We start from the raw sequence: 22201 nt of genomic DNA on the forward strand, positions 1-22201 counted from the left end.
GTAAGGGCTATCTTTACCTAGCTTTTGGTCAAAATTCTATGCTTGCGATACAGCCTCTATCGGGATGGCTTCGCAAACGAAATTGCCATTGATAGCGTTGGCTTAAGTCCTCAACAATTAAAAGCCCCAGCCCGTGACCGTTCAAGTTGGGCTCGTTGGTTAACCCCGGTCCATCATCGGTGATGGTGAGCATGGTATCGCTAACATCAATTGTCACTTCGCCTTTCGCCGTTGCGGCGATGGCATTGCGGATGAGATTGCCGATGATCATATTCATCACTGGTGGTGTGGCACGAACGGTTGGGGTGGATGAGATGTTTAGTTTAATCGTTACGTCTTTCTCATCGGCTTGAATGGAGTTGTCCGCCACTATAGTGTGCAATTCATTATGCGGTATTTCACGTAGTGGTGCATTGTCGGCATTACGCTCGTAGCGGACTAGGCTGAGTAAAGCATCAACCATAGTGATCATCTGTTCAGTGGCGTTATCGATTCTGTGTATTTGTCGCTGACTAAAGTCGTTTTGTTCAGTGCGAGCGAGCAGTTTTCCGGCACCTTTAACTACCGTGAGCGGTGTGCGTAGCTCATGACTGGCATAGCGAGCAAAGGCTTGCTCTCGTTTTAACGCTAGATTTAAGTCGGTTCGATATTGGTTTAAGCGCTCAGTGAGTGTTTGAAATTCAACCGCAGCTTCTGTTGAAATTGTAAATTCGTTTTCACTGTTGCCACTGTGATTCTCTAGTTGCTCTGCGATTTCATTCACAGGCTCTATTAGTTGGATCGACAGCCGGTACAGTAAAGTGCCAAAAATACACATTAAAGTCGTTACCAGCGCAACCACAATTAAGCTGGAATAGATAATCTCATCTAGCCCAAACTCCACATTATCAATACGGGAGAGCAAGATAATATCGTAGCTTTTTCCGTTGTGTGTATAGGCGCCTTTGTACACCATACGCGAAGTTGGTTTGTCTTTTAATTCCACCTCGCCTAAGTAGTGTTCGTGCTGATGAATAAACTCGCGGTAATCGCTTGGCACTAAACTTATATCGTTATAGGCGTCGGTGAGAACATCAACTGTGATCTTACCTTGCTCACCCGCAATGAAGCGCTCCACGGCGATATCTCTATCCAAGAGTGCGCGCCTTTCCCCCATTCGGTCTTCTGACCAATGAATAGCGAGGGAAAACACACAAAATGCAATCACTCCAATAGCAACGGAAATACCAATAAAAAAAAGCGCTAAGGTGTTGGTTAATGATTTAGTGCTACGTAAATAACGGATCATGTTGGGAGCTCTAAGCGAAAACCTATTTTGGGTACGGTAACCAAAATTGGGTAAGCAAAAGGTTTGTCTAACTGAGTACGAAGCTGGTAGATATGGCTACGCAACACATCATTGTTGGGCTCAGATTCATCCCACAATACTTCTGCGATTTCTTGTCGGGTGACTAAATCGGGGGCGCGTTTACTTAACATTTCTAAAATGGTGTAGGTCGTCGGGTTCAATGCCAGCAGTTTGTCTTCACGATAGGCTTTACGTGTTTTTTGGTCGATAGTAATGGGACCGACGATGATTTTAGTGGAGGCTATTTTCCCTCGGTAGCGTTTGATGAGTGCATGCATGCGCGCTTCTAGAATTTCCAGATCAAACGGTTTGGTTAAGTAGTCGTCGGCACCATGATTAAAACCAGCCAGCATATCTTCTCGGTTATCGAGTGCAGTTAACATCAGTACTGGAGTTGTGTTTCCAGCATCACGTAGCTTGTTGCAGACGGTTAGCCCATCCATTCTTGGTAGCATTAAATCGAGAATAATGATGTCAAAGTTACCTTCAAGTGCAAGCTGCAGCCCGAGCTCTCCGTTGTCGGCATAATCAAGTTCCATATCGAGGCATTCAAAGTAGTCAAATAAAATCCCTGCGACTTCGCGATTATCCTCAACCAATAATATCTTATTCATATTTCTACCAGTGTTAGCTCGACCGAGGTGATTCAAGCTGGTTTGTCTATATAAGCAAAAATCGTGTGAAAAAAACGTCAATGACATTCTTTCCACACTGTGAACCATAGAGTAATCGCAACTTATTGCAAAGTGTTGTGCTTTGCCTGATCAAATTTCAGATATAGATGAATATGGCGGTTGTATGGATTTAATCTCTATCACTCAAAAACGTTTTGAATCTGCGATTACTTTGTCAGTTATCGTTCCTTACTTCAATGAATCACAAGTGCTGCCATCATTGCACTCACGCTTAACTGCCGTTTTAGATTCGCTACCAGAGCGTTGTGAAATTATCTATGTGGATGATGGTAGCAGTGATGACAGCTTACAGGTTGTTGAAGGGTTTCAATCGAGTAGCAGCATTGTGCGTAGTCTTTCTCTGAGCCGTAATTTTGGTAAAGAGTCAGCCATGAGTGCAGGGCTTGAATATAGTCGTGGTGAAGCGGTTGTACTTATTGATGCTGATTTGCAAGATCCGCCGGAGCTTATTGCTCAGATGCTAGAAAAATGGCGAGAAGGGTATGATGTGGTCAACATGCAGCGTAGAGAGCGTCATGGTGAAACGTGGTTTAAGCGCCAGTCTGCTGCGATTTATTACCGCTTGCTTAATACGTTGGTTAAGTCAGATATTCCAGAAAATGTTGGCGATTTTCGTCTATTGAGTCGCCGAGTTGTCGATCATATCAATCGTATGCCTGAACGTAATCGTTACATGAAAGGGATTTTTTCTTGGCCGGGTTTTAAACAGTGCATTTTGCAATTTGATCGGGATGCGCGCTTTAGTGGTGAGACCAAGTGGAACTACTTTAAGCTTCTCGGTCTGGCGATGGATGGCATCACTTCATTTTCGATTCGCCCCCTGCGTTTGGCGACTATTTTCGGCAGTGTGATCGCCGCAGGTTCACTGTTTTATGGTTTGTTCATTGTGGCTCAAACTATGTTTTGGGGGAATGCCGTCACGGGTTATCCGTCATTGATGGTGGTGCAGTTAGCCATTGGTGGAATACAGCTTTTGTGTATTGGCTTGTTGGGCGAATACATAGGCAGAATATTTATTGAAGCGAAACAACGCCCACTCTTTCTGGTTCAGTCGGTTAAAGAGAAACCTGCGGTTATGATTTTCGACCAAATGGAGAAGCGAGCATGAGCATTAACCGTGTCCATTTGTGGGCAATCTTAGGGGCTGCACTCTTTATTCGGCTGATTTCTCTCGGCGCTTATCCGTTGATGGATACCACCGAAGCAAGATACGGTGAAATGGCTCGTTTGATGACGGAAACAGGCAACTGGCTTACGCCTCAATTTGATTATGGGGTGCCTTTTTGGGGCAAGCCTCCGTTATTTACTTGGATGAGCGCGAGCGGGATTGAAGCGTTAGGTATTAATGAATTCGCAGTGCGGTTGCCCCATTGGATCGCGGGGATTTTGGTCATATCGTTGATGGCGTACTTTGCTCGAAAGCTAGGGTTTAGCGGGTTGATCACCTCTGTCGTGCTGGCGACCTGTGGGGTGTTTAGTGTCTCGGCTGGTGCGGTGATGACGGACATGGCGCTGACTTTGGGGTTAACTCTAGCGATGGTTGGTTTTTATCGTTGCTGGCAAGGTAGCCGAGTGTGGGGGTATGTTGGCTTTTTGGGGTTAGCGATTGGTTTGCTCTCAAAAGGTCCTTTAGTGATTGTTTTAATAGCACTTGCTGTGGTGCCTTGGCTGATCATTCAGCATGGCTTTAAGGGCGCATTCATAGCGCTATGGCAACGTTTCCCTCTAGCTTCGGGTACATTGCTGATGCTGGTAGTTGCGCTGCCTTGGTATGTTTTGGCAGAGAGAGCAACCCCCGGTTTTATTGATTACTTTATTGTTGGAGAGCATTTCAAGCGTTTCTTAGTCAGTGGTTGGCAGGGGGATCTGTATGGCACTGCTCACGACGAACCAAGGGGGATGATTTGGGGTTTTTGGCTTTATTCGGTTGCACCTTGGTCGATAGTGTTGCCGTTTTTAGCATGGAAAAATCGAGCTATTTTGCAAAGGGAGTCAGTTAAATGCACCGGCATAGTGAGTTTTTTAGTCTGTTGGCTTTGCTCACCGCTGATTCTGTTTACCCTGTCAGGCAACATTCTACCGGCGTATGTGTTGCCAGGAGTCCCTGCCATAGGGCTGCTCATTGCGATACTACTCAGTGAAGTTGAGTATGACCAAAAGTGGTTTAAAGTAACCGCGAGCATAGTGCCGATTTTGTTGGTTGTTACCTTACTCGTTATTCATGTGGCGATTGGAAATAAAAAAAGTGACAAGGTGATTTTTGATAAAGCAGATCATTCTTTGCCTACGTTCTATGTAGGGAGTCGACCATTTTCGGGGCAATTTTATAGCCAAGGTAAAGCTCAAAAACTCAACTTGGATAAAGACCAACTAACCATGCCGCGTTTTCAGTTAATTGGTAAAAAGTCCGACGTTGCGCAGATAGTGGAGCAACAAGCTCTGAGCTGCGTAGTGGAATATACCGCGAAAAGTAAGCGCAGTTTGTATCGTTGCAGCCCAGCATCGTGAGTAGACTGAGCGCACGTCTTAATCAACACCTAAAACTGGGTAAATTCGCGCTTGTTGGCGCTGTTGGTTTCATGGTTGATGCAGCGGTTTTTACCTTGTGTTTTGCGCTTGGCGAAACGCCACTGCTGTTTGCTAGGGTGGTGGCTTTTTTTGTTGCAGCAACCGTCACTTGGTTAGGTAATCGTTATTTCACTTTTAAAGAGGTTACGGTTATTCAAAAGCTGCAGAGGGATGCTTCACCCCGTGAGCAGTGGCTCAAATTTATCGCCAGTGCGTGTGCTTCTGCATTACCGAATTTTTTGGTTTTTAAAGCAGTTCTGTCGGTGTTGGGAACGCGAGGGGTGAGCCCGTATATTGCGCTGGTTGCGGGTGTTTTGGCGGGAATGGTAAGTAACTACACCTTGAGTAGTCGATGGGTTTTTAAGCCATAGAGCAGCCAAGAAAGTCATCAAATAAAAAAAGCCCAGTGCAATTGTGCGCTGGGCTGATACAAAAAATTTAGGAGTTAATTAGGAAAAAGCAGCGTAAATAAATAGACTCTCAGTAAGGAAAAAGTTTGACGGCCTGTAAAACTATCAATGCCCTGTTATCTACATTAATTAAGACCCAGCGATTGCTATTCAGTTCCCCAAAAAATAATTTTATTTTTATCCCCATATCTATCAGTTAGTTATATTTCAATTTCGATTCTTTGTGCGATTAGTGTTCGAAAATGTGATGTTAACTGGTTGTTAATGATGTTTGCTGGTTGTATATTTCAAACAAGTGTTTAATACGAGTGATTGAAATGACCGCTAAGCTTAAGACAAAAGACAAGATTCTTGATGTAGCAGAAGCGTTGTTTGCCGAGCATGGTTTCAATGATACGTCGCTGCGTACGATTACCAGCAAAGCGGGTGTGAACTTAGCATCAGTGAACTATCACTTCGGTGACAAAAAGACGTTGGTTCGGGCGGTGTTAGATCGTTACTTAGAGGCATTTATGCCCGCGGTATCGGATGCGCTGATCACTCTTAATCTCAACTCTAATATTTCAATGAATCAGGTATTTGAGGCGCTAAGAGCACCTCTAATGTCACTCAACGATGTGCGTCCTAATGGTACAAGTCGTTTCATGCTGTTAATTGGCAGAGGTTATACCGATGTTCAGGGGCATCTGCGTTGGTTTATTACCACACGATATCAAGGCACGTTGGCTTTGTTTTGTGAGTCGGTATTAAAAGCCAATCCCGCCCTTTCTCGTGAAGAGCTGTTTTGGCGTTTGCATTTTACCTTAGGCACTTGCGTATTCACTATGGCGTCAAGCCAAGCGTTAGCAGAAATCGCACGGAATGATTATGGCCAGACGGTGGATGCCCAATCTGTTTTGGATCAATTGATCCCATACCTTGCTGCTGGGGTTTCAGCAGAATAACTCATTGAACAATAAGAATAGAAGATCACCGCAAAGGTGAAATCGTGAACAAAAGGAACTGGTTATGAGCTCTCTACGAAGAAAATGGATCAGTGATCCAGCATTTAAAATGTTTAAAAAGGTATTACCTCCATTGTCGGATACTGAGAGAGAAGCAATGGAAGCTGGCAGCGTATGGTGGGACGGTGAGTTATTCTCTGGTCACCCAAACTTCGAGACACTGCACCACTATCCAAAACCGACGTTAACCGCAGAAGAGCAATCTTTTATGGATAACGAGCTCGAGACTTTGCTAGAGATGCTCGATGATCAAACCATCAATAAGCAGGATCGCGATCTCCCAGAAGATGTGTGGCAATTCTTGCGTAAAGAACGCTTTTTTTCACTGATCATTTCTAAGCAGTTTGGTGGGCGAGAGTTTTCTGCTTTAGCCAACTCGACCATCGTTTCTCGCATTGCAACACGAAGTATCAGCACAGCAGTTACGGTTATGGTGCCAAACTCATTGGGTCCGGGTGAGCTTATCTCTCATTACGGTACTCAAGAGCAAAAAGATTACTGGCTACCTCGCTTAGCTGACGGTACTGACATTCCATGTTTTGCATTAACCGGTCCAGAAGCGGGTTCGGATGCTGGTGGTATTCCCGATGAAGGTGTGGTGTGCATGGGTGAGCACCAAGGCGAGCAAGTGCTGGGTGTGCGACTTAGCTGGAATAAGCGCTACATTACGTTAGCACCAGTTGCCACCGTATTAGGCTTAGCATTTAAACTGAAAGATCCGGATGGATTGATTGGCGATAAAGCAGATATCGGTATTACTTGTGCGCTTATCCCTTCGGATCATAAAGGGGTTGAGCTTGGTGAGCGCCATGATCCATTAGGTTCTGCGTTTATGAATGGTCCAACCCGTGGTAATGATGTCTTTATCCCTATGGATTGGCTGATTGGTGGTCAAGATTACGCGGGTAAAGGCTGGCGCATGCTGGTGGAGTGCTTGTCTGCAGGTCGCGGTATTTCTCTACCTGCATTAGGTACGGCGATAGGTCACCTAACTGCGCGAACGACGGGTGCATACGCCTATGTGCGTAAACAATTCGGTATGTCGATTGGTAAGTTTGAAGGCGTTGCTGAAGCGCTGGGACGCATTGGTGGCTACACCTACTTACTAGAGGCGACTCGAACGCTGACCACGACCTCGCTTGATTTAGGTGAAACTCCGGGGATTGTCACGGCGATCGCCAAATACCACATGACAGAGATGGCGCGTACCATCTTAAATGATTCGATGGATATTCATGCTGGACGCGCAATTCAAGATGGTCCAATGAATTACTTGGCAAAACACTACCTAGGTATTCCGGTGGCAATTACGGTAGAAGGGGCCAACATATTGACCCGTAACTTGATGATCTTTGGTCAAGGTGCCACTCGTTGCCACCCGTATGTATTAAAAGAGATGGAAGCTGCGTCAAACCCAGATCAGGATCAAGCAGCAGAAGACTTTGACAAGTTGTTGTTTAAGCATATTGGTCATGCAAGCAAAAATAGCTTTGGTGCGTTTGGCGCCGCCTTAACAGGGTCACGCCTAATTAAAGCGAATATGAGTGGGGCGACTCAGCATTACTACCAAGATTTGACTCGTATGAGCCGTGCGCTTGCTGTGAGTGCTGATTTTGCCATGCTAACCTTGGGTGGTGACTTGAAGCGCAAAGAGATGATTTCGGCACGTTTAGGTGATGTATTAGCTTATCTTTATATGGCGTCTGCGGCGTTGAAAAAGTATGAAGATGATGGGCGCCAACAACAAGATCTTGATTATGTGCATTATGGTGTTCAGCACTGCTTATATCATGCGGCGCAATCGCTACAACAAGCGTTTACTAACTACCCTTATAAAGGGGTAGGTCGATTGCTAAAAGTGGTGATATTCCCACTAGGTAATCGTTTCCAACAGCCGAGTGATGATCTAAGCGTCAAGCTAGCAGAAAGCTTGATGACGCCGGGAGCGCACCGAGACCGCTTAACGCACTTATGCTATATCGGCAAACGCGCAGATGACAATATTGGGCTAATGGAAAATGCCTTCCTTGCATTGTACGGCGTACAAAGCATTGAGCGTAAGCTCTACCGAGCCGCAAAAGAAGGTAAGGTTGCTCGTAAAGGTCCTCTAGGTGAGAGGCTTGCACAAGCAAAAGAAGCAGGGGTGCTTACTCAGCAAGAGATTGAGCAAGTGCTTGCCGCGGATAAGTTGCGTTATCAAGCGATTCAAGTCGATAACTTTAGCCATGATTTTAGTGAAGTGACGACGGAGAAAACCGTGTGCAAACCAAAGCTAAATAGCGTGGCTTAAGCGTTTTAACTGAAAATCAGGCAATTCTGCGTTTATCGTAGAGAATGTCCTTAAAATTAAAGGCACCATGAACGGTGCCTTTTTCATATTTATGGCTGGTTTTTGCTTGAAACAGCTCCAACCACTTGCATTTCTAGGGTGTTTTTTACGAAATTTGATGAGATTTGCCGTTGAACCTTTTATCCTAGCGATGATTTTTAAAGGAAGTTGAATATGATCATCAAACCTAGAATTCGTGGATTCATCTGTACCACAACACATCCGGTAGGTTGTGAAGCAAACGTAAAAGAACAAATTGCTTATACCAAAGCGCAAGGTCCAATCAAAAATGCACCTAAGCGTGTACTCGTTATTGGTTCTTCAAGTGGCTATGGTTTATCTTCTCGTATCGCGGCAGCATTTGGCGGCGGCGCATCAACGATTGGTGTGTTCTTCGAAAAAGAAGGTACTGAGAAAAAAACAGGTACGGCTGGTTTCTACAACGCTGCGGCTTTTGACAAGCTAGCTGGCGAAGCAGGTCTGTATGCTAAAAGCCTAAATGGCGATGCTTTCTCTAATGAAGCAAAACAAAAAGCCATTGATCTTATTAAGCAAGATCTTGGTCAAGTTGACATGGTGGTTTACTCATTGGCATCGCCAGTACGTAAAATGCCAGAAAGCGGCGAATTAATTCGTTCGGCTTTAAAACCAATTGGTCAAACTTACACTGCAACTGCTGTTGACACGAATAAAGATGTCATCATTGAAGCGAGTGTTGAGCCTGCAACTGAGCAAGAAATCCAAGACACAATCACTGTCATGGGTGGTGAAGATTGGGAACTGTGGGTTAATGCACTAGCAGAAGCTGGCGTATTGGCTGACGGTTGTAAGACGGTTGCCTACAGTTACATCGGTACTGAGCTAACATGGCCAATCTACTGGGATGGTGCGTTAGGTAAAGCGAAGATGGACCTAGACCGCGCAGCTTCAGCACTGAATGATAAATTAGCAGTGCATGGTGGAACAGCGAATGTTGCGGTATTGAAGTCAGTTGTGACTCAAGCAAGCTCTGCAATTCCTGTTATGCCACTGTATATCGCAATGGTGTTTAAGAAAATGCGTGAAGAAGGCGTACACGAAGGGTGTATGGAGCAGATCTTCCGTATGTTCAGCCAACGTCTATATCAAGAAGATGGCAGCGCACCAGAAGTGGATGATTACAACCGCCTACGTTTAGACGATTGGGAATTACGTGAAGACATTCAGCAGCATTGTCGTAACCTATGGCCTCAAATTACTAGTGAAAATCTAAAAGAACTAACGGATTACGTTGAGTATAAAGAAGAGTTCTTGAAGTTATTTGGTTTTGGTGTTGATGGCGTTGACTACGAAGCAGAAGCGAACCCTGCAGTTGATGCTGGTTTTATCAATATCTAGTTGATAGCTAAACCTAGTTAATAGCTAAATAAAAAACCGGAGCTAAGTGCTCCGGTTTTTGTTTGCGCTCCAAAACCACCCTCTAGGAAGGTGGTTTATTACATAGAGCTTAGATGCCGTAATCCGTTTCGACATTCTCCCAAAGAACATCACTAATTACTGAAATCGTGTCACTTCCGTTTGCGAAGGTATAACTATAGATTTCACCACTTACGCCAAATTGGCTAAGTTGCGCTTCAATCGTTGCGTCATTAAGATCAGTTAATGCGATAGCCTGACTGTCGGCAAGGTGATAGTCATTGTTAGCGAGAGCAAATTCTTCAATACCAACGGCATAAAATGTGTCTGACGATGTACCATTAAGTGTTTGAACTGAATTCGCCACTTTGTCTAAATCAAGTAACAGTGAATCATGCAGTGAGCTGCCCACTGCCATTTCAACGTTTTGTAGTTTTGATGAATTGGTCAGCTCAAACTCAACGCCATGTTTGGCACTTTCAACTGATAGATTGAATGTGTCATCAAAACTTGCGTCTGCGGCCACAACGACATCAAAGCCATTACCACCATCAACATAGTCGTTGCCATTGTCTAGAATGATATCATTGCCTTCACCACCACTCACCACGTCTAAGCCTTTGCCACCTGCGAGTACATCATTACCAGTACCACCAAGCAATAAATCGTCAGCTTGATAGGTGCTGACCGCATTGACATAGTAGTCACTCGCATCAATGTTGCCAAAACCGGTCTTATCAAAGGTTCCAGCTGCTGCAGACAGCTGTATTTCGTCAAAGTGGGCATGGTTAGTATCGGTCGGGGAAATAGAGAATTGTCCGCTATAAGTGTCGTTACCATTCTCAAGGACTTTGATATTGTCGGTTTCAGGATCGATTCCGTAAGTTGCCATTGTTTGCGGATCAACATCACCAGCAGTGAAATAGCCTCGAGCGACTTCAACGCCTTGATCGAACACGGTCCATATACCCACTTCATTGGTACCATTGAATGCTTCGTCAGCGAATAAGCGATTAACAGAAATATCGGCGCCAACAGTATTGTCGTCGACCGACAGGCTTAGTGTTTCTGACTGTCCGCTCGCATCGCCAGGTTCGTTACTTTCAATAAAGCTAAAGCCTATTTGACCTGCTTGCCCGCTCTCTTGGTTGCCTTCGACACCGTATCCACGGTTTGTTTCTACGATATTTGCAACGGAACCATCAGGGTTTAACGCTACGCCTTCGCCAACCATTTCTTTTGTACTTTCAGTTGAATCGGTGGCTTGAGCAAAGTCACCGAGTAAGATGTCATTGCCGCTGCCGCCAATGAGTACGTCTTTACCGTAACCGCCTTGCAAACGGTCATTGCCTTCACCACCATCTAGCCAGTCATCACCTTCGTGGCTGCCAGCAATTGAGTCACTATCTATCACGGTGATGTCTTTGATGAAATAATCGCTTGAGTCCCAGTTTTGGTGACCTGTTTTGTCATAGACACCATCAGCGGCTTCGAAAACGATTTGGTCGAAGCTTTGTCCATTGGTATCTTCAAGTGTGATATCAAAGTAACCATCATCAATGGAACCATTTTGGTTTTGAAGTACTTTGATGTTGTCAGTCAATTCGATGCCGTGCGTTTCACGTGTGGCAGCGTCAATGTCTTTTGCGGTGAAATAGCCTGAAGCAACGACGGTACCATTATTTAATACCGTCCATTTACCCACTTCATTGCTGCCATCTAAGGCTTCATCTGCAAACAAGCGGTCTATGGATACGCGTGCCGCGCTTTGTTGATCCGATAAGTCATAGGAGATGGACTCAGACCCACCTTCAAGAGTTGTTTTATCAAAGGTGTAACCAAGTTGGGCAGATACCCCAGATTCTTGGTTGCCTTCTACGCCAACTTTGCCATTAACTAAACTGACTTGTGCGTTAGTTGCATTTGGGTTGTATGCTTGAGCAGCGCTCAAATCTACAGATTGACCATTTTCAAAACCATAGCGGTCATCGCCAAATAAAATGTCGTCGCCAACGCCACCAAGCAGGACATCATTATCATTGCCGCCGAATAGAGCGTCGTCGTTGTTAAGACCATCGGCTTCAATTTGCACATAATCCACATCTTTGACGAGAAAATCACTAGAATCGAGTTTGCCACGACCTTTACTATAGTGACCAATCGCGGCGGAGAATTGAATTTCATCAAATGCGACAAAACCAACATCACTTGGTTCGATAACAAAGTCACCACTTGAACGTCCGTTGCCATTTTCGAGGATTTTTAAATTATCTGTATCAGGGTTTAGACCATAGGCATCAAGTGTTGCTTGATCAAATTCACCAACGGTAAAGTAACCGTGTTCGACAACAATGCCATCACGCAGCACCGTCCATACGCCCACCTCATTGATCTCTCTGATGTAAGACCCCTCTACGCGCCCTTCATCTTTGAACAAGCGTCCAATCGATACTTTGGCGGCAAAGCTGTGTTCATCTAAAGCAACGGAGAGCACTTCTGATGCTCCGGTACGGTCGCCAGCGTCACCATCATCTTTATAGCTATAACCAATTTGACCACTACGACCACTTTCACTATTACCCAGTACACCGTAAGAGCCATTTTTACTAAAAAGAACGGCTTCTGTTCCATCAGGGTTAAATACTTTTGCTTGGCTGAGATCAGCTTTTTTGGATAAGCTGAAATCAATGGCGGGCTGTCCAGTGATTGGATCCATTTTTATATGGCGTGAGAAATCATCACCAATAAGTACATCGTTACCACTGCTACCCGAAACGACATCATTCCCCGCACCAGCATTGACAATATCATCACCAGAGCTGGCATTAACTTCAAAATCACCTGAGCCTAGTGTGATTAAGTCGTCACCGTCGGTACCATTAACCTTATTGTCGATGGCATCGTTCTGCGTGATAGGGTTGTAGCTTTTTCCACCGACTTGAACAGAAAGATCCCCACCATCTACGGGTTCTCTATCTACAAATTCGATACGGTTTTCAATTTGTTGCTTTTTTAGTCGTTTCGACATTGTGAAAATTTCCTCTATCAATCTGATGATTAATGTGAGGCAGCCCAGCCATCTCAAATTCATGAGATCTGCAGCTTTCCGTCCTTACCTCACGATAAGTTTGGCTTTTCTCTTTGCTATGAAGTTGAGACCAGAAGTTGTACTCGTCGGGTAGGCCTCATTTGTACCCTAATTAGATCTCTCTCATCGCTTTATAAGCGCTCACTGAAAGTGGATTAAGTAAATAGTCCATAGGTGTTTGCTTGTTGAGCATGATCATGACCTCAGCAGGCATCCCTGGGTGCAACGTGACTTGTTTGAGTCGCGCTAAATCTTCTTGGTTGAGTTTCACTTGTGCAAGATAAGCGGATGACCCAGATGCTTGGTCTGTAATTCGGTCAGCTGAGATATGGATTAGTTTGCCTCTTACTGGAGGAGTGCGCCTGAAGTTGTAGGCTGTTAGGCGAACTTCGGTATCAAGCCCTACGTGTACTACATCAATATCTTCTGGCTGTATTAGTGCTTCAACCACAAGCTGATCTTGCTGTGGAACTATTTCCATAATTTTTTCGCCAGCGCTAACGACGGATTGCTCTGAGAAAATCGCCAAACCGACCACTACGCCAGATTGAGGTGAACGTATCTCAATCCGCTCTAATACTTGTTGCGCTTCGATCATTGCTTCATCGGTTTCGCGAATTGATTTTTCCAGTTGCTGTAACTCTTCACCCAGCTGTTTGGCATAATCGAAATCGGCGTTGCTATCTTGCAGCTCTGCTTCGGAGATTGAACGTTGCGCTCGATGAATCTTTGCTTCTAGCTCCGCTAAGTTGCCGTTTAGTTTGGTGTACTCTCTTTTCAAATCGAGCATTTTAGATTTTGAGGTGTTTCCGGTTTCCAACAAGGTCTCATGCATTTTTAATTGTTCAGTCAAATAGACAAGAGATTGCTGGTCTGCTTGGTAACGTTTCTCCAGCCCTTGCAGGTCGAGATGGGCTTGGGCGGTTTTACCAACGAGCACTTTGTCTTCGCCACTTCGTAGTGAGCGACGCTTAGCAAAGAGTTCTTTTTGAGTATTGAGAACATTTTGTACATGACGATCCGATTTGAACTTGAGCAATTCAGGATCAAATGAGATGGTTTTGTTGCCAAGCAATTCAGCTTGAAGTCGATTTAATCTTGCTGTTTCACTTTGCCATTTCGCTCTTAATCCAAACAGTTGGGCTTGTGCCTTTGATGAATTGAGAGTGATGAGAAGTTGACCTTGTTCAACAAACTGTCCGTCGGAGATATGAATTTTCTCAACGATTCCACCTTCGAGATGTTGGATTGGCTTTCGCTTCGACTCGACAATGATGACGCCCGGCGCAATCGCCGCGCTGCTTAAATGTGCCAACGATGCCCAAAGGATAAACACCAAAAACATCGCTACTACAGCAAAAGCGCCTATTTTTAGGCTTAAACTTGTTGCAAAACAGAGCTGACGATCGTCGTGGTAGCAAATACCTTGTTGATTAATGGTGTGGAATTGTCGTTCAGCCATTCGATGCCACCGGTTGTAAGTTGTGTACTTTTGCTGCCTGATCTGATTTATAGGCAGAGGTTATTTCGCCATTTTCTAGCTGCACCACCCAATCAACATTTGAGATAAGGTCTTTGTTATGTGACACCATCACTACCGCCACGTTATTTTGCTTCAGTTGGTCGAGTAGGTGCTTGAAAGCCGCTAAATTATTGCTATCCAAATTAGCGTCTGCTTCATCCATCACCAGAATGTGAGGACGGAAATAGAGTGCTCTTGCTATCGCAATGCCTTTTGCGAGTCCGGCAGAAAGTGGCAAAATATTGTTGCCAATAACCGTGTTATAGCCCTCGGGGAGTTTGACGATATCTTGATGAATGCCAATGGATGTTGCCGCTGCAATAACCTCTGCATCCGTCAGGTTCGGGTCGAAATGGGCGATATTTTGTTTGATGGTTCCGGTGATGAATTCGACATGTTGGGGAACATAACCTAGGACGGCTTTAAGCTGATTTGGGTTCCATTGAGAGAGTTGAGCATCATCAATTTTTACGCTGCCAGAACTCGGTTGATATAGATTAACCAGCAATTTACAGAGTACGGTTTTACCGCTACTGCTCGCACCCATGACCATCACGCGATTTCCTGCTTCGAGTTTAAAACGAAGGTTTTTCAACAGTGGTAGTTTTGCTTTTGGTGGGTACCAAGAAACACTGTCTAGATGCAGGCAACCTTTAATATCACTAAAATCGGTGCTGTTTTTTTCAGTAGGGAGATCGTTAAAATAGCGGGTTAATCTTTGGTTTGCAGCAACGGCACTATGCCATCCTTGTAGCGTGCTAGGTAACTGTTCTAGAGGTTGTAGAGCTCGAGACATTAGAATTGAGCCAGCAATAATACCACCGGCAGTCATGTTGTTGCCGATGACGAGCCAGGCGCCAATGCCCATTATCGCCATTTGCAAAGTCAAACGTAAGCATTTGGCTGTCGACGTTAAAGTACTCGTTGTGACGCCTAGCTGTAAATCATGCCAGACGCGTTCAGCGGTCAGGTGTTGAAACTGAGTGCGCAGCCCAGTTTCTAAATGTTGAGCTTTAATCGATTCAACCTGATATGCGGCTTGTTCACTGGCGTTTTTACATGCGCTGTTCATTAGTTGCGATTCGGAAAGTTGCTTCGCTTTCGCTTTGTGAATAAACAGCGCCAGACCACCAACCAGAAGAATGGCGGATAATCCAAGTAATCCAACAATGGGATGAAGTATAAACATCACAAGAAGGAAAATAGGTGTCCAAATAATATCGAATGGTAGTGAGAAGGCAGGCGAAACCATAAACGATTTTATTTCTTTTACATCTTGTAAAGTGGGTTTATTTGCTGAGGTAATATTGGTCACAAATAAATGGCTTGAGAGTAAAGCATCTAGCTTGGTTGACTTCTTATACAGATAACGATTTTTAAGAACATCGAGTGTGGATTGCGTTAATAAAAGGAAAAATACGATCGCACTGATGAGCAGCAAGGTATCGAGACTACGGCTAGTAAGAACTCGGTCAAAGACTTGTAAGCTGTAAATAGGCACAGCCAAAACGAGAATATTGAGAAAGAAACCAGAGAAAATTAGAGTGGAGATGATCTGCTTATTGAAAGGTGTGATTTCATTCCAATGGTTTTTATTGATATCCATATCTACCAAGTTGATATTATTAAGATTTAACGCAATCCTAACATTCAACTATCTGTAGAAGCGATAGTACTAGCGGAGTCTGAAGAGCTCGTTGTAAGTGATTTTGTGGTTTTTGTTGTTTTAAAACAGTCTGTTACAATGGGTTTCTTATGTTTAAGAAACCCATTGAATAGTTTATAAATTAAAGCTTGTCCATATAGGAGCGTGATCAGACGGTTTTTCGATTGCTCGAAGTTCGTAATCAATATCAGATTCAATAGACTTATCTGCTAATGAAGGTGTTGCCAGCACAACATCAATACGCAGCCCACGGTTGTCATCAAAACCACGCGAGCGGTAGTCAAACCATGAATATTTTCCTGTGGTCTCTGGGTGTAATAAACGGAAGGTATCGACAAAACCCCAGTCCAATAAGTTTTGCAGCCATTCACGCTCTTCTGGTTGGAATGAGCATTTACCGGTTTTTAACCAACGCTTCTGGTTTGCTTCACCAATGCCAATATCAAGGTCAGTCGGACTAATATTAATGTCACCCATCACGATGATATTGTCGCGATTCTCATGGTGTTCATTTAAATACTGCATTAAGTCCTTATAAAATGCTCTCTTATAAGGGAACTTCGTTTCGTGACTGATATTATCGCCTTGAGGGAAATAGCCATTGAGCACAGTTATTTTTTCACCTGAAGCATCTTGAAATGTTGCCATGATCATTCGCTTCTGATGCTGTTCAGAGTCAGTAGGAAATCCTTTTTGTACCGAAATAGGCTCTTGTTTGCAGAGCATCGCAACACCGTAATGCGCTTTTTGTCCATGGAAGTAGACTTTATAACCCATGGCTTCAACGTCGGCGAGAGGGAAGGCTTCATCATGAACTTTGATCTCTTGCAAGCCAATTACGTCAGGTTGATGCTTGTCGATCAGTGCTTGTAGTTGGTGAAGACGGGCTCTGAGACCATTAATATTGAATGAAACGACCTTCATTGTTGTACCTTTCTGTGGCAAATTATTGACTTTGTTCCGGTTAACTAACTGATTATTGATACAGCTTCTAGTGATTAACCGCGTAATTAAAGCTATTGATCTTTGAGTTGGGCTTCAAGATCGCTTTGTACAATTTTTAATGCTGCAAGCGCTGTTTTAGGATCAACATGATTACTTTCTAGTAGATAGATAAGATCCACGGCCAGTTTTATTTCGTCAGGCGCATTGTCGAGGCTAGAAGTCGGGTTCGGCATACTACTGATGTCTCTCTCGATAAGTGATTTGATTTTCTAATTTGATTTTAGCACTGCGGCAACGTTCAAGGCGTTGCTCAGTTGACAACAGTGCTTGCTGTGCCTGTTGTTGTGAAAAAGGTGAGGCATTGTCCAATTCAAACTGCTTGTCTCGTACCATTTCCATCAATCGTCTTTCCCACTCTTGATGTTGTGCTAACTCTTGGTAGAGGACATTGATTGGTTTTTGATAGTGGCTAAAGTGCTTAGGCTCTTTCTTACGAATTGATTGAGTTGCTATTTCTCGTTGAATGGCACTGACTTGTGAGAGAAGGCGCTCAGACAGATACTCGGCTCGTAGTGCCGTTAATCGACCACTATCTTCTTCTCGGATGAGTGTTTCCAGTGTTGCGTTTGCTTCTTTGACACAAGGCACCAGCAGGCGAGCACTGCCATGAAAAAGGCGCTCATCAAACAGAGCTTGGTGATGTTCACCGCGAGATCGGTCGAGCGCAGCGGCTTGAACTGATAGTTGCTCTAGGGTACTGACTAATTGTTTTAATTGACTCATATAGTGACAAACCATGCATCATAAGCAAGTTTCACCGCCAGAATGCTTACTACGGTGACGAAAATAGGGCGTATAAAGCCTGCGCCAAAGCGAATTGCCGAATGAGCGCCAACATAGGCTCCTGCCATTAAGCATACACCCATGGTTAAGCCCAATACCCAATCAATATGTCCTAAGATAGCAAAGGTAATGAGAGAGGTGAAATTACTAGTGAAATTCATCGCCTTAGCAACACCTGAGGCCATGAGTATGTTGAGGCGATAGAGTGCCATGGTGCTGACAGTCCAAAATGCACCAGTCCCCGGTCCTGCAACACCATCATAAAAGCCTAAAATGGAGCCTTGTAGATACTGTTTTTTGTGAATCTTTTGGCAAGGTGGCGGCATTTCATTGCTGCTGTTTTTTGGCGTTTTATGCCAAATAGAATAAATAGCGGCAGCCAAAATAATCAAAGGCAGAGCTTTTTCTAACCATTGAGTACTGATCCAATCAACGAATAGAGTACCAAGCATAGCCCCAATTAATGTGGTGATAAAAGCTCTTCCCCAATATTGAGGCTTGAACAAACGTTTTTTGTAATAGGTATAAGCTGCCGTTGATGAAGCAAAAGTTGCGGCGAGTTTATTGGTGCCTAAAGCTATGTGCGGAGGCAAACCGAGAGAGAGCAGCGCAGGTACGGTTAGCATACCGCCGCCACCGGCAACAGCATCAATAAATCCAGCTACAAAAGCGACCAGCGCAAGCACCAACAGCACCGTTGGTTCAAACATTTCCATTAATTATTCTTCTATTTTGTTTGCAGTACTAAACAGAGGATCAGTTCTCTTATTCGCTACTCAATGCTTACCTTAACGCGCTATTCGATGATGCGTTTGAAAGGCGGTAATGAGTCGAGTAATGAAGCTCCATATCTTTTTGAGATCAGTCTGCGGTCGAGAATGATGACTGTACCAGAGTCACGCTCTTTTCGCAGTAATCGTCCTACCGACTGAATCAGTTTTTTACTCGCTTCAGGTACAGTAATTTGCATAAACGGATTACCACCTTTGTGTTCAATATACTCTGCATGGGCTTGTTCTACTGGTGATGTCGGTACACCAAATGGAATTTTAGTGATGATCAAGTTTTCTAATAGTTCTCCTGGAAGGTCTAAGCCTTCTGAAAAACTACCAGTACCAAACAGCACACTGGTTTTCTGACATTGAACGAGCGTTTTATGTTTATTTAGAATTTCATTTCGAGATTCTTTGCCTTGTATTTGCAGCGCCCAGCCTTTTTTTATAAAAAGTTTTTCAAGTGCATCAGCGACTTGGTTCATCTGCCAGTAAGAAGAGAATAAAACTAAGTTAGCCTGTTTGTCTTTAATTTGATTAGGCAAAATATCGATAAGATATTCCGTAAACTCTTTTGCTTGGGGTTCATACTTCATTTTAGGTATGCGTAACTCCGCTTGATTTTGGTAATCAAACGGTGATGCAAGCGCTAAAAAGCGTGTGCCATCCTCAGGTTTTTCGCTGATGCCAGCTTGTCGGCAGAAAAAGCTGAACGAGTTTAGTGCGCGCATTGTTGCAGAAACCAGTACTGCGCCTAAGCATCGGCTCCATATTTGTTGGTCTAGCTGCCAACCTACTTCAAGCGGCGAAACATTGACGGTGAAATCACCTTCTCGCTCACGATTGACTTCAAGCCATCTCGCCAGTGGTGCGCCTTTTTCACGAGGTGGTTCAGCCATTAATTGCCACACTTGAGCGAGGTTATCCATACGTTGGATATAAAAACCTAACTCAGCTAATGCGGGTTCCGCTAGACGCGCGCCGATTTCACCTTCTTTTACTCGTTCAGCAATTAGGTCAGCAATCTTAGCGGTGGCTTGAGCGCCTTTCTTTGAGAGTGTTTTGAGTTCTTTGGATTCGTTTGCGAGCCATTCCGGTAGATCACCATGTTCAAATCGGTAGATACCGTCTTGGAAGTGAGCTGGGTCAAAACGCGTGGTAAGTTGCGTTAATGATGGAATCAATTGCTGAATGGAATCTTGCAATTCATTACGAAAGCGGCTAACACGTTTTTCATCTGCTAAAGCGGCAAACTTAGTCACCGATTGATTCAGTCTTTCTAGCCAAGTCGCAGCACCTTTCAAACCGGCTGATGCTGAGGAGTGATCACGAGCAACATGCGGCAGATGGTGAGCTTCATCAAACACATAAATGGTGTTGTCTGGTTCTGGCAAGATAACACCGCCACCTAAATCGGCATCCGCCATCACTAAGCTGTGGTTGGCAATGATCACATCGGCTTTATCTAACTCAGAGCGCGCCTTTTGGAAAGGGCAGCCACGGTGTGATGGCATGCTGTTATTGCAGCTGTGCTTATCGCTAACGATAAGTTGCCATAAGTCGTCACCAATTGCTTTTGGCCAAGAATCTCTGTCGCCATCCCATTTGCCTTGAGAGAGTGAGCGATACATGGTCTCAAGCAGTTCAATATCTTTGCGCTTTGGTTTTGTTTCAAACAAAGCGGTTTGTTGCCCATCTTCGCTGCCACAAGCGCTGGCAAGTTTTTCTGCGCAGCAGTATCTCTGCCGACCTTTTGCCAGTAAGAATGAGAAATTTAGGTCTGTAATTCGTCTAAAGAGAGGTAAATCTTTATTTATCAACTGTTCTTGCAGCGCCACAGTCGCGGTTGAAATGACGACTTTACGTTGGCTTAAAAAAGCGACCGGAACCGTTGCCATTAAATAAGAAAGAGACTTACCAATACCAGTCCCCGCTTCAGCGACGATGATTCGATTCTTATTGTGATATTCACCACACAAGGTTTTGGTGATCTCAGCGACAAGGTAATTCTGAGCTCGACGAGGAACGAAATTATCCAGCTGAGATTGAAGGTTTTGGTAGCTGTTGCGGATCGATTGATGGATTTTACTGTTGGTCATAACGGCGCCTTACTAACGGGAGGCGATATTAACACACTTATCTAACTGTTATGTAGTTCACGAATCAGGATGCTTTTTAAGTAAATCTAGATCTGCTTCACAAAAAAAAACTGAACTCTCAAAGAGTTAGAATTAATTCTAAATTCGAAATATATATATCTATCAAATTGCGAATGTTGCAGTTTAAAATTCTTCAAAGTGCGCATTTAACTTGCCATTGCAGTGTTTTCATCTATTGATGCGAGCCGGTTCAAGCATTGAATGACACCGTGAAATGATTAGAAGTTAGTCGCAAAAAAGTTGATTTTAGGTGTAGGTGTTTGATTTTTAATGGCTTTATATTTTTTGTGATTGTATTTTTATAAGATTTGACACTCAGAACAATCTTCTGCAATCTAGCATCGAAATTTGAAAGCGGCGGTGTCAAGACGAAGAGCTTGAAACACCTCCAAAAAATAAAAGGGAACCGGATAAGGAATTCCCTAATCTAAGAAAAGGCAGTGGATTAATTATGAAAAAGACTCTAGTAGCTCTTTCAGTACTTGCAGCAGCAACTTCTGCGCAAGCTATCGAACTTTACAACCAAGACGGCGTGACTGTTAATATGCACGGCGACATCGAAGTTGTTTACAAAAACGAAGTAAATCGTAGCTCGATGCAACAAGAAATCCAAGATGCAGATTTTGGTTTTGACGTACGCTATGCAATCAACGATGAGTTCTCTTTTGGTGCGTACTGGGAGTTCGATGGTTCTGAAGACACTAATGCTAAAATCACTGAAAACGGTGATACTTACGTAGCTGTTTACTCGCAATCTTACGGTTCTATCAAGTTTGGTCGTCTATGTACTGCAGTTGATGACATGGGTATCGGTTCTGATTACCAATACGGTATCAAAACTTACCTAGACAATACTACTAACGAGTGTGCAGATGAAGGTGTGCGTTACGATTATGACAACGGTACTTTCTACGCAACTTTGGGTCTTATCCAAGATAAAGTTGGTATGACTGAGCTTGATGGCGGCGTTGTAGTTCAAAAACCAGCATCTGATACTGAATACTTTGATGGTAAATTAGGCTACCGTGTCGCTGATTTTGACTTCACTGCATTCTACTCAAACACTAACGTTGAAGTTGCAAAGGGTGACCACACTGGTTACGGTCTAGAAGCTCGTTTCGCTGGTATTGAAAGTGTTAACCTAGCAGCTGCTTACTACGCAACTTCATCTGATACAGACAACGAAGACAACAATGTTGTAGCGTTTGCTGCTGACTACACTATGGACAAGTGGGTATTTGCTGCTGGTTACTCAATCGGTGACCATGATGACAATGCTAAAGACCAAGATAACTGGTTCCTAAACGCTGGTTACGGTATCGCTCCTAACACTACAGTTTACGCTGAAATCGGTGGTGAAGAGAAGGACAATGTTGACACAGATACAGCTCTAGCTATCGGTGTTAAAGCTGAATTCTAATTGAATTTTAGCTAACATATAAAAAGCCACCTTAGG

Annotated in this window: 17 protein-coding genes and 1 riboswitch; of the genes, 7 read left to right on the plus strand and 10 right to left on the minus strand. The window is 44.0% G+C overall.

Annotated features, from left to right (window positions below; all coding sequences use genetic code 11):
- Positions 1-28: 28 nt before the first annotated feature.
- Both H2O73_RS09330 and H2O73_RS09335 read right to left on the minus strand, forming a co-directional pair.
- Positions 29-1288, minus strand: a complete 1260-nt coding sequence (locus H2O73_RS09330; RefSeq protein ID WP_182108576.1) for a sensor histidine kinase — start codon at positions 1286-1288, stop codon at positions 29-31.
- Positions 1285-1962 (minus strand): response regulator transcription factor, encoded by a 678-nt coding sequence (locus H2O73_RS09335; RefSeq protein ID WP_182108577.1) that lies wholly within the window; start codon positions 1960-1962, stop codon positions 1285-1287. Before H2O73_RS09335 ends, H2O73_RS09330 begins: the two co-directional genes overlap by 4 nt.
- Positions 1963-2146: 184 nt before the next feature.
- Between H2O73_RS09335 and H2O73_RS09340 the strand changes: the two genes are divergently transcribed.
- From H2O73_RS09340 to fabV, 6 genes are all read left to right on the plus strand, one after another.
- Positions 2147-3151 carry a glycosyltransferase family 2 protein gene (locus H2O73_RS09340; protein ID WP_182108578.1) on the plus strand — a complete coding sequence of 335 codons (1005 nt, stop codon included), beginning with the start codon at positions 2147-2149 and terminating at the stop codon, positions 3149-3151.
- On the plus strand, positions 3148-4551 hold the full coding sequence (locus H2O73_RS09345; RefSeq protein WP_182108579.1) for an ArnT family glycosyltransferase: 1404 nt from the start codon (positions 3148-3150) through the stop codon (positions 4549-4551). The genes H2O73_RS09340 and H2O73_RS09345 overlap by 4 nt, the downstream gene beginning before the upstream one ends.
- On the plus strand, positions 4548-4982 hold the full coding sequence (locus H2O73_RS09350; protein WP_368737155.1) for a GtrA family protein: 435 nt from the start codon (positions 4548-4550) through the stop codon (positions 4980-4982). The genes H2O73_RS09345 and H2O73_RS09350 overlap by 4 nt, the downstream gene beginning before the upstream one ends.
- Positions 4983-5338: 356 nt before the next feature.
- Positions 5339-5965 (plus strand): TetR family transcriptional repressor PsrA, encoded by a 627-nt coding sequence (gene psrA / locus H2O73_RS09355; protein ID WP_182108580.1) that lies wholly within the window; start codon positions 5339-5341, stop codon positions 5963-5965.
- Positions 5966-6029: 64 nt separating this feature from the next.
- Positions 6030-8315, plus strand: coding sequence for an acyl-CoA dehydrogenase (locus H2O73_RS09360; RefSeq protein WP_182108581.1), 2286 nt, complete (start codon positions 6030-6032; stop codon positions 8313-8315).
- A gap of 213 nt (positions 8316-8528) precedes the next feature.
- The gene (gene fabV, locus H2O73_RS09365) at positions 8529-9731 is read left to right on the plus strand and encodes an enoyl-ACP reductase FabV (protein WP_182108582.1); all 1203 of its coding nucleotides are present in this window, start codon (positions 8529-8531) and stop codon (positions 9729-9731) included.
- 109 nt (positions 9732-9840) lie between these two features.
- On the opposite strand, the gene H2O73_RS22210 is transcribed toward fabV, so the two are convergent.
- The 8 genes from H2O73_RS22210 to dinG form a co-directional block, all read right to left on the minus strand.
- On the minus strand, positions 9841-12777 hold the full coding sequence (locus H2O73_RS22210) for a calcium-binding protein (RefSeq protein WP_182108583.1): 2937 nt from the start codon (positions 12775-12777) through the stop codon (positions 9841-9843).
- 35 nt (positions 12778-12812) lie between these two features.
- Positions 12813-12892, minus strand: a riboswitch (cyclic di-GMP riboswitch).
- Between the two features lie 57 nt (positions 12893-12949).
- Positions 12950-14299, minus strand: coding sequence for an HlyD family type I secretion periplasmic adaptor subunit (locus tag H2O73_RS09375; RefSeq protein ID WP_182108584.1), 1350 nt, complete (start codon positions 14297-14299; stop codon positions 12950-12952).
- Positions 14292-15965: a type I secretion system permease/ATPase gene (locus H2O73_RS09380; RefSeq protein WP_182108585.1), complete on the minus strand. Its 1674-nt coding sequence runs from the start codon at positions 15963-15965 to the stop codon at positions 14292-14294. The genes H2O73_RS09375 and H2O73_RS09380 overlap by 8 nt, the downstream gene beginning before the upstream one ends.
- A gap of 174 nt (positions 15966-16139) precedes the next feature.
- The gene (gene xthA, locus H2O73_RS09385; protein WP_182108586.1) at positions 16140-16949 is read right to left on the minus strand and encodes an exodeoxyribonuclease III; all 810 of its coding nucleotides are present in this window, start codon (positions 16947-16949) and stop codon (positions 16140-16142) included.
- 92 nt (positions 16950-17041) lie between these two features.
- On the minus strand, positions 17042-17203 hold the full coding sequence (gene rsmS, locus H2O73_RS09390) for a pleiotropic regulatory protein RsmS (RefSeq protein ID WP_182108587.1): 162 nt from the start codon (positions 17201-17203) through the stop codon (positions 17042-17044).
- A 1-nt stretch (position 17204) separates the two neighbouring features.
- The gene (locus H2O73_RS09395; protein WP_182108588.1) at positions 17205-17753 is read right to left on the minus strand and encodes a primosomal replication protein; all 549 of its coding nucleotides are present in this window, start codon (positions 17751-17753) and stop codon (positions 17205-17207) included.
- Positions 17750-18529 carry a sulfite exporter TauE/SafE family protein gene (locus tag H2O73_RS09400; protein WP_182108589.1) on the minus strand — a complete coding sequence of 260 codons (780 nt, stop codon included), beginning with the start codon at positions 18527-18529 and terminating at the stop codon, positions 17750-17752. The genes H2O73_RS09395 and H2O73_RS09400 overlap by 4 nt, the downstream gene beginning before the upstream one ends.
- A gap of 80 nt (positions 18530-18609) precedes the next feature.
- Entirely contained in the window at positions 18610-20685 is a 2076-nt protein-coding gene (gene dinG, locus H2O73_RS09405; RefSeq protein ID WP_182108590.1) for an ATP-dependent DNA helicase DinG, read from the minus strand.
- Between the two features lie 511 nt (positions 20686-21196).
- On the opposite strand from dinG, the gene H2O73_RS09410 reads away from it, so the two are divergent.
- Positions 21197-22165 (plus strand): porin, encoded by a 969-nt coding sequence (locus H2O73_RS09410; RefSeq protein WP_182108591.1) that lies wholly within the window; start codon positions 21197-21199, stop codon positions 22163-22165.
- Positions 22166-22201 lie beyond the last annotated feature (36 nt).

This window comes from Vibrio marinisediminis (genome assembly GCF_014050145.1).
Lineage (GTDB): Bacteria > Pseudomonadota > Gammaproteobacteria > Enterobacterales > Vibrionaceae > Vibrio > Vibrio marinisediminis.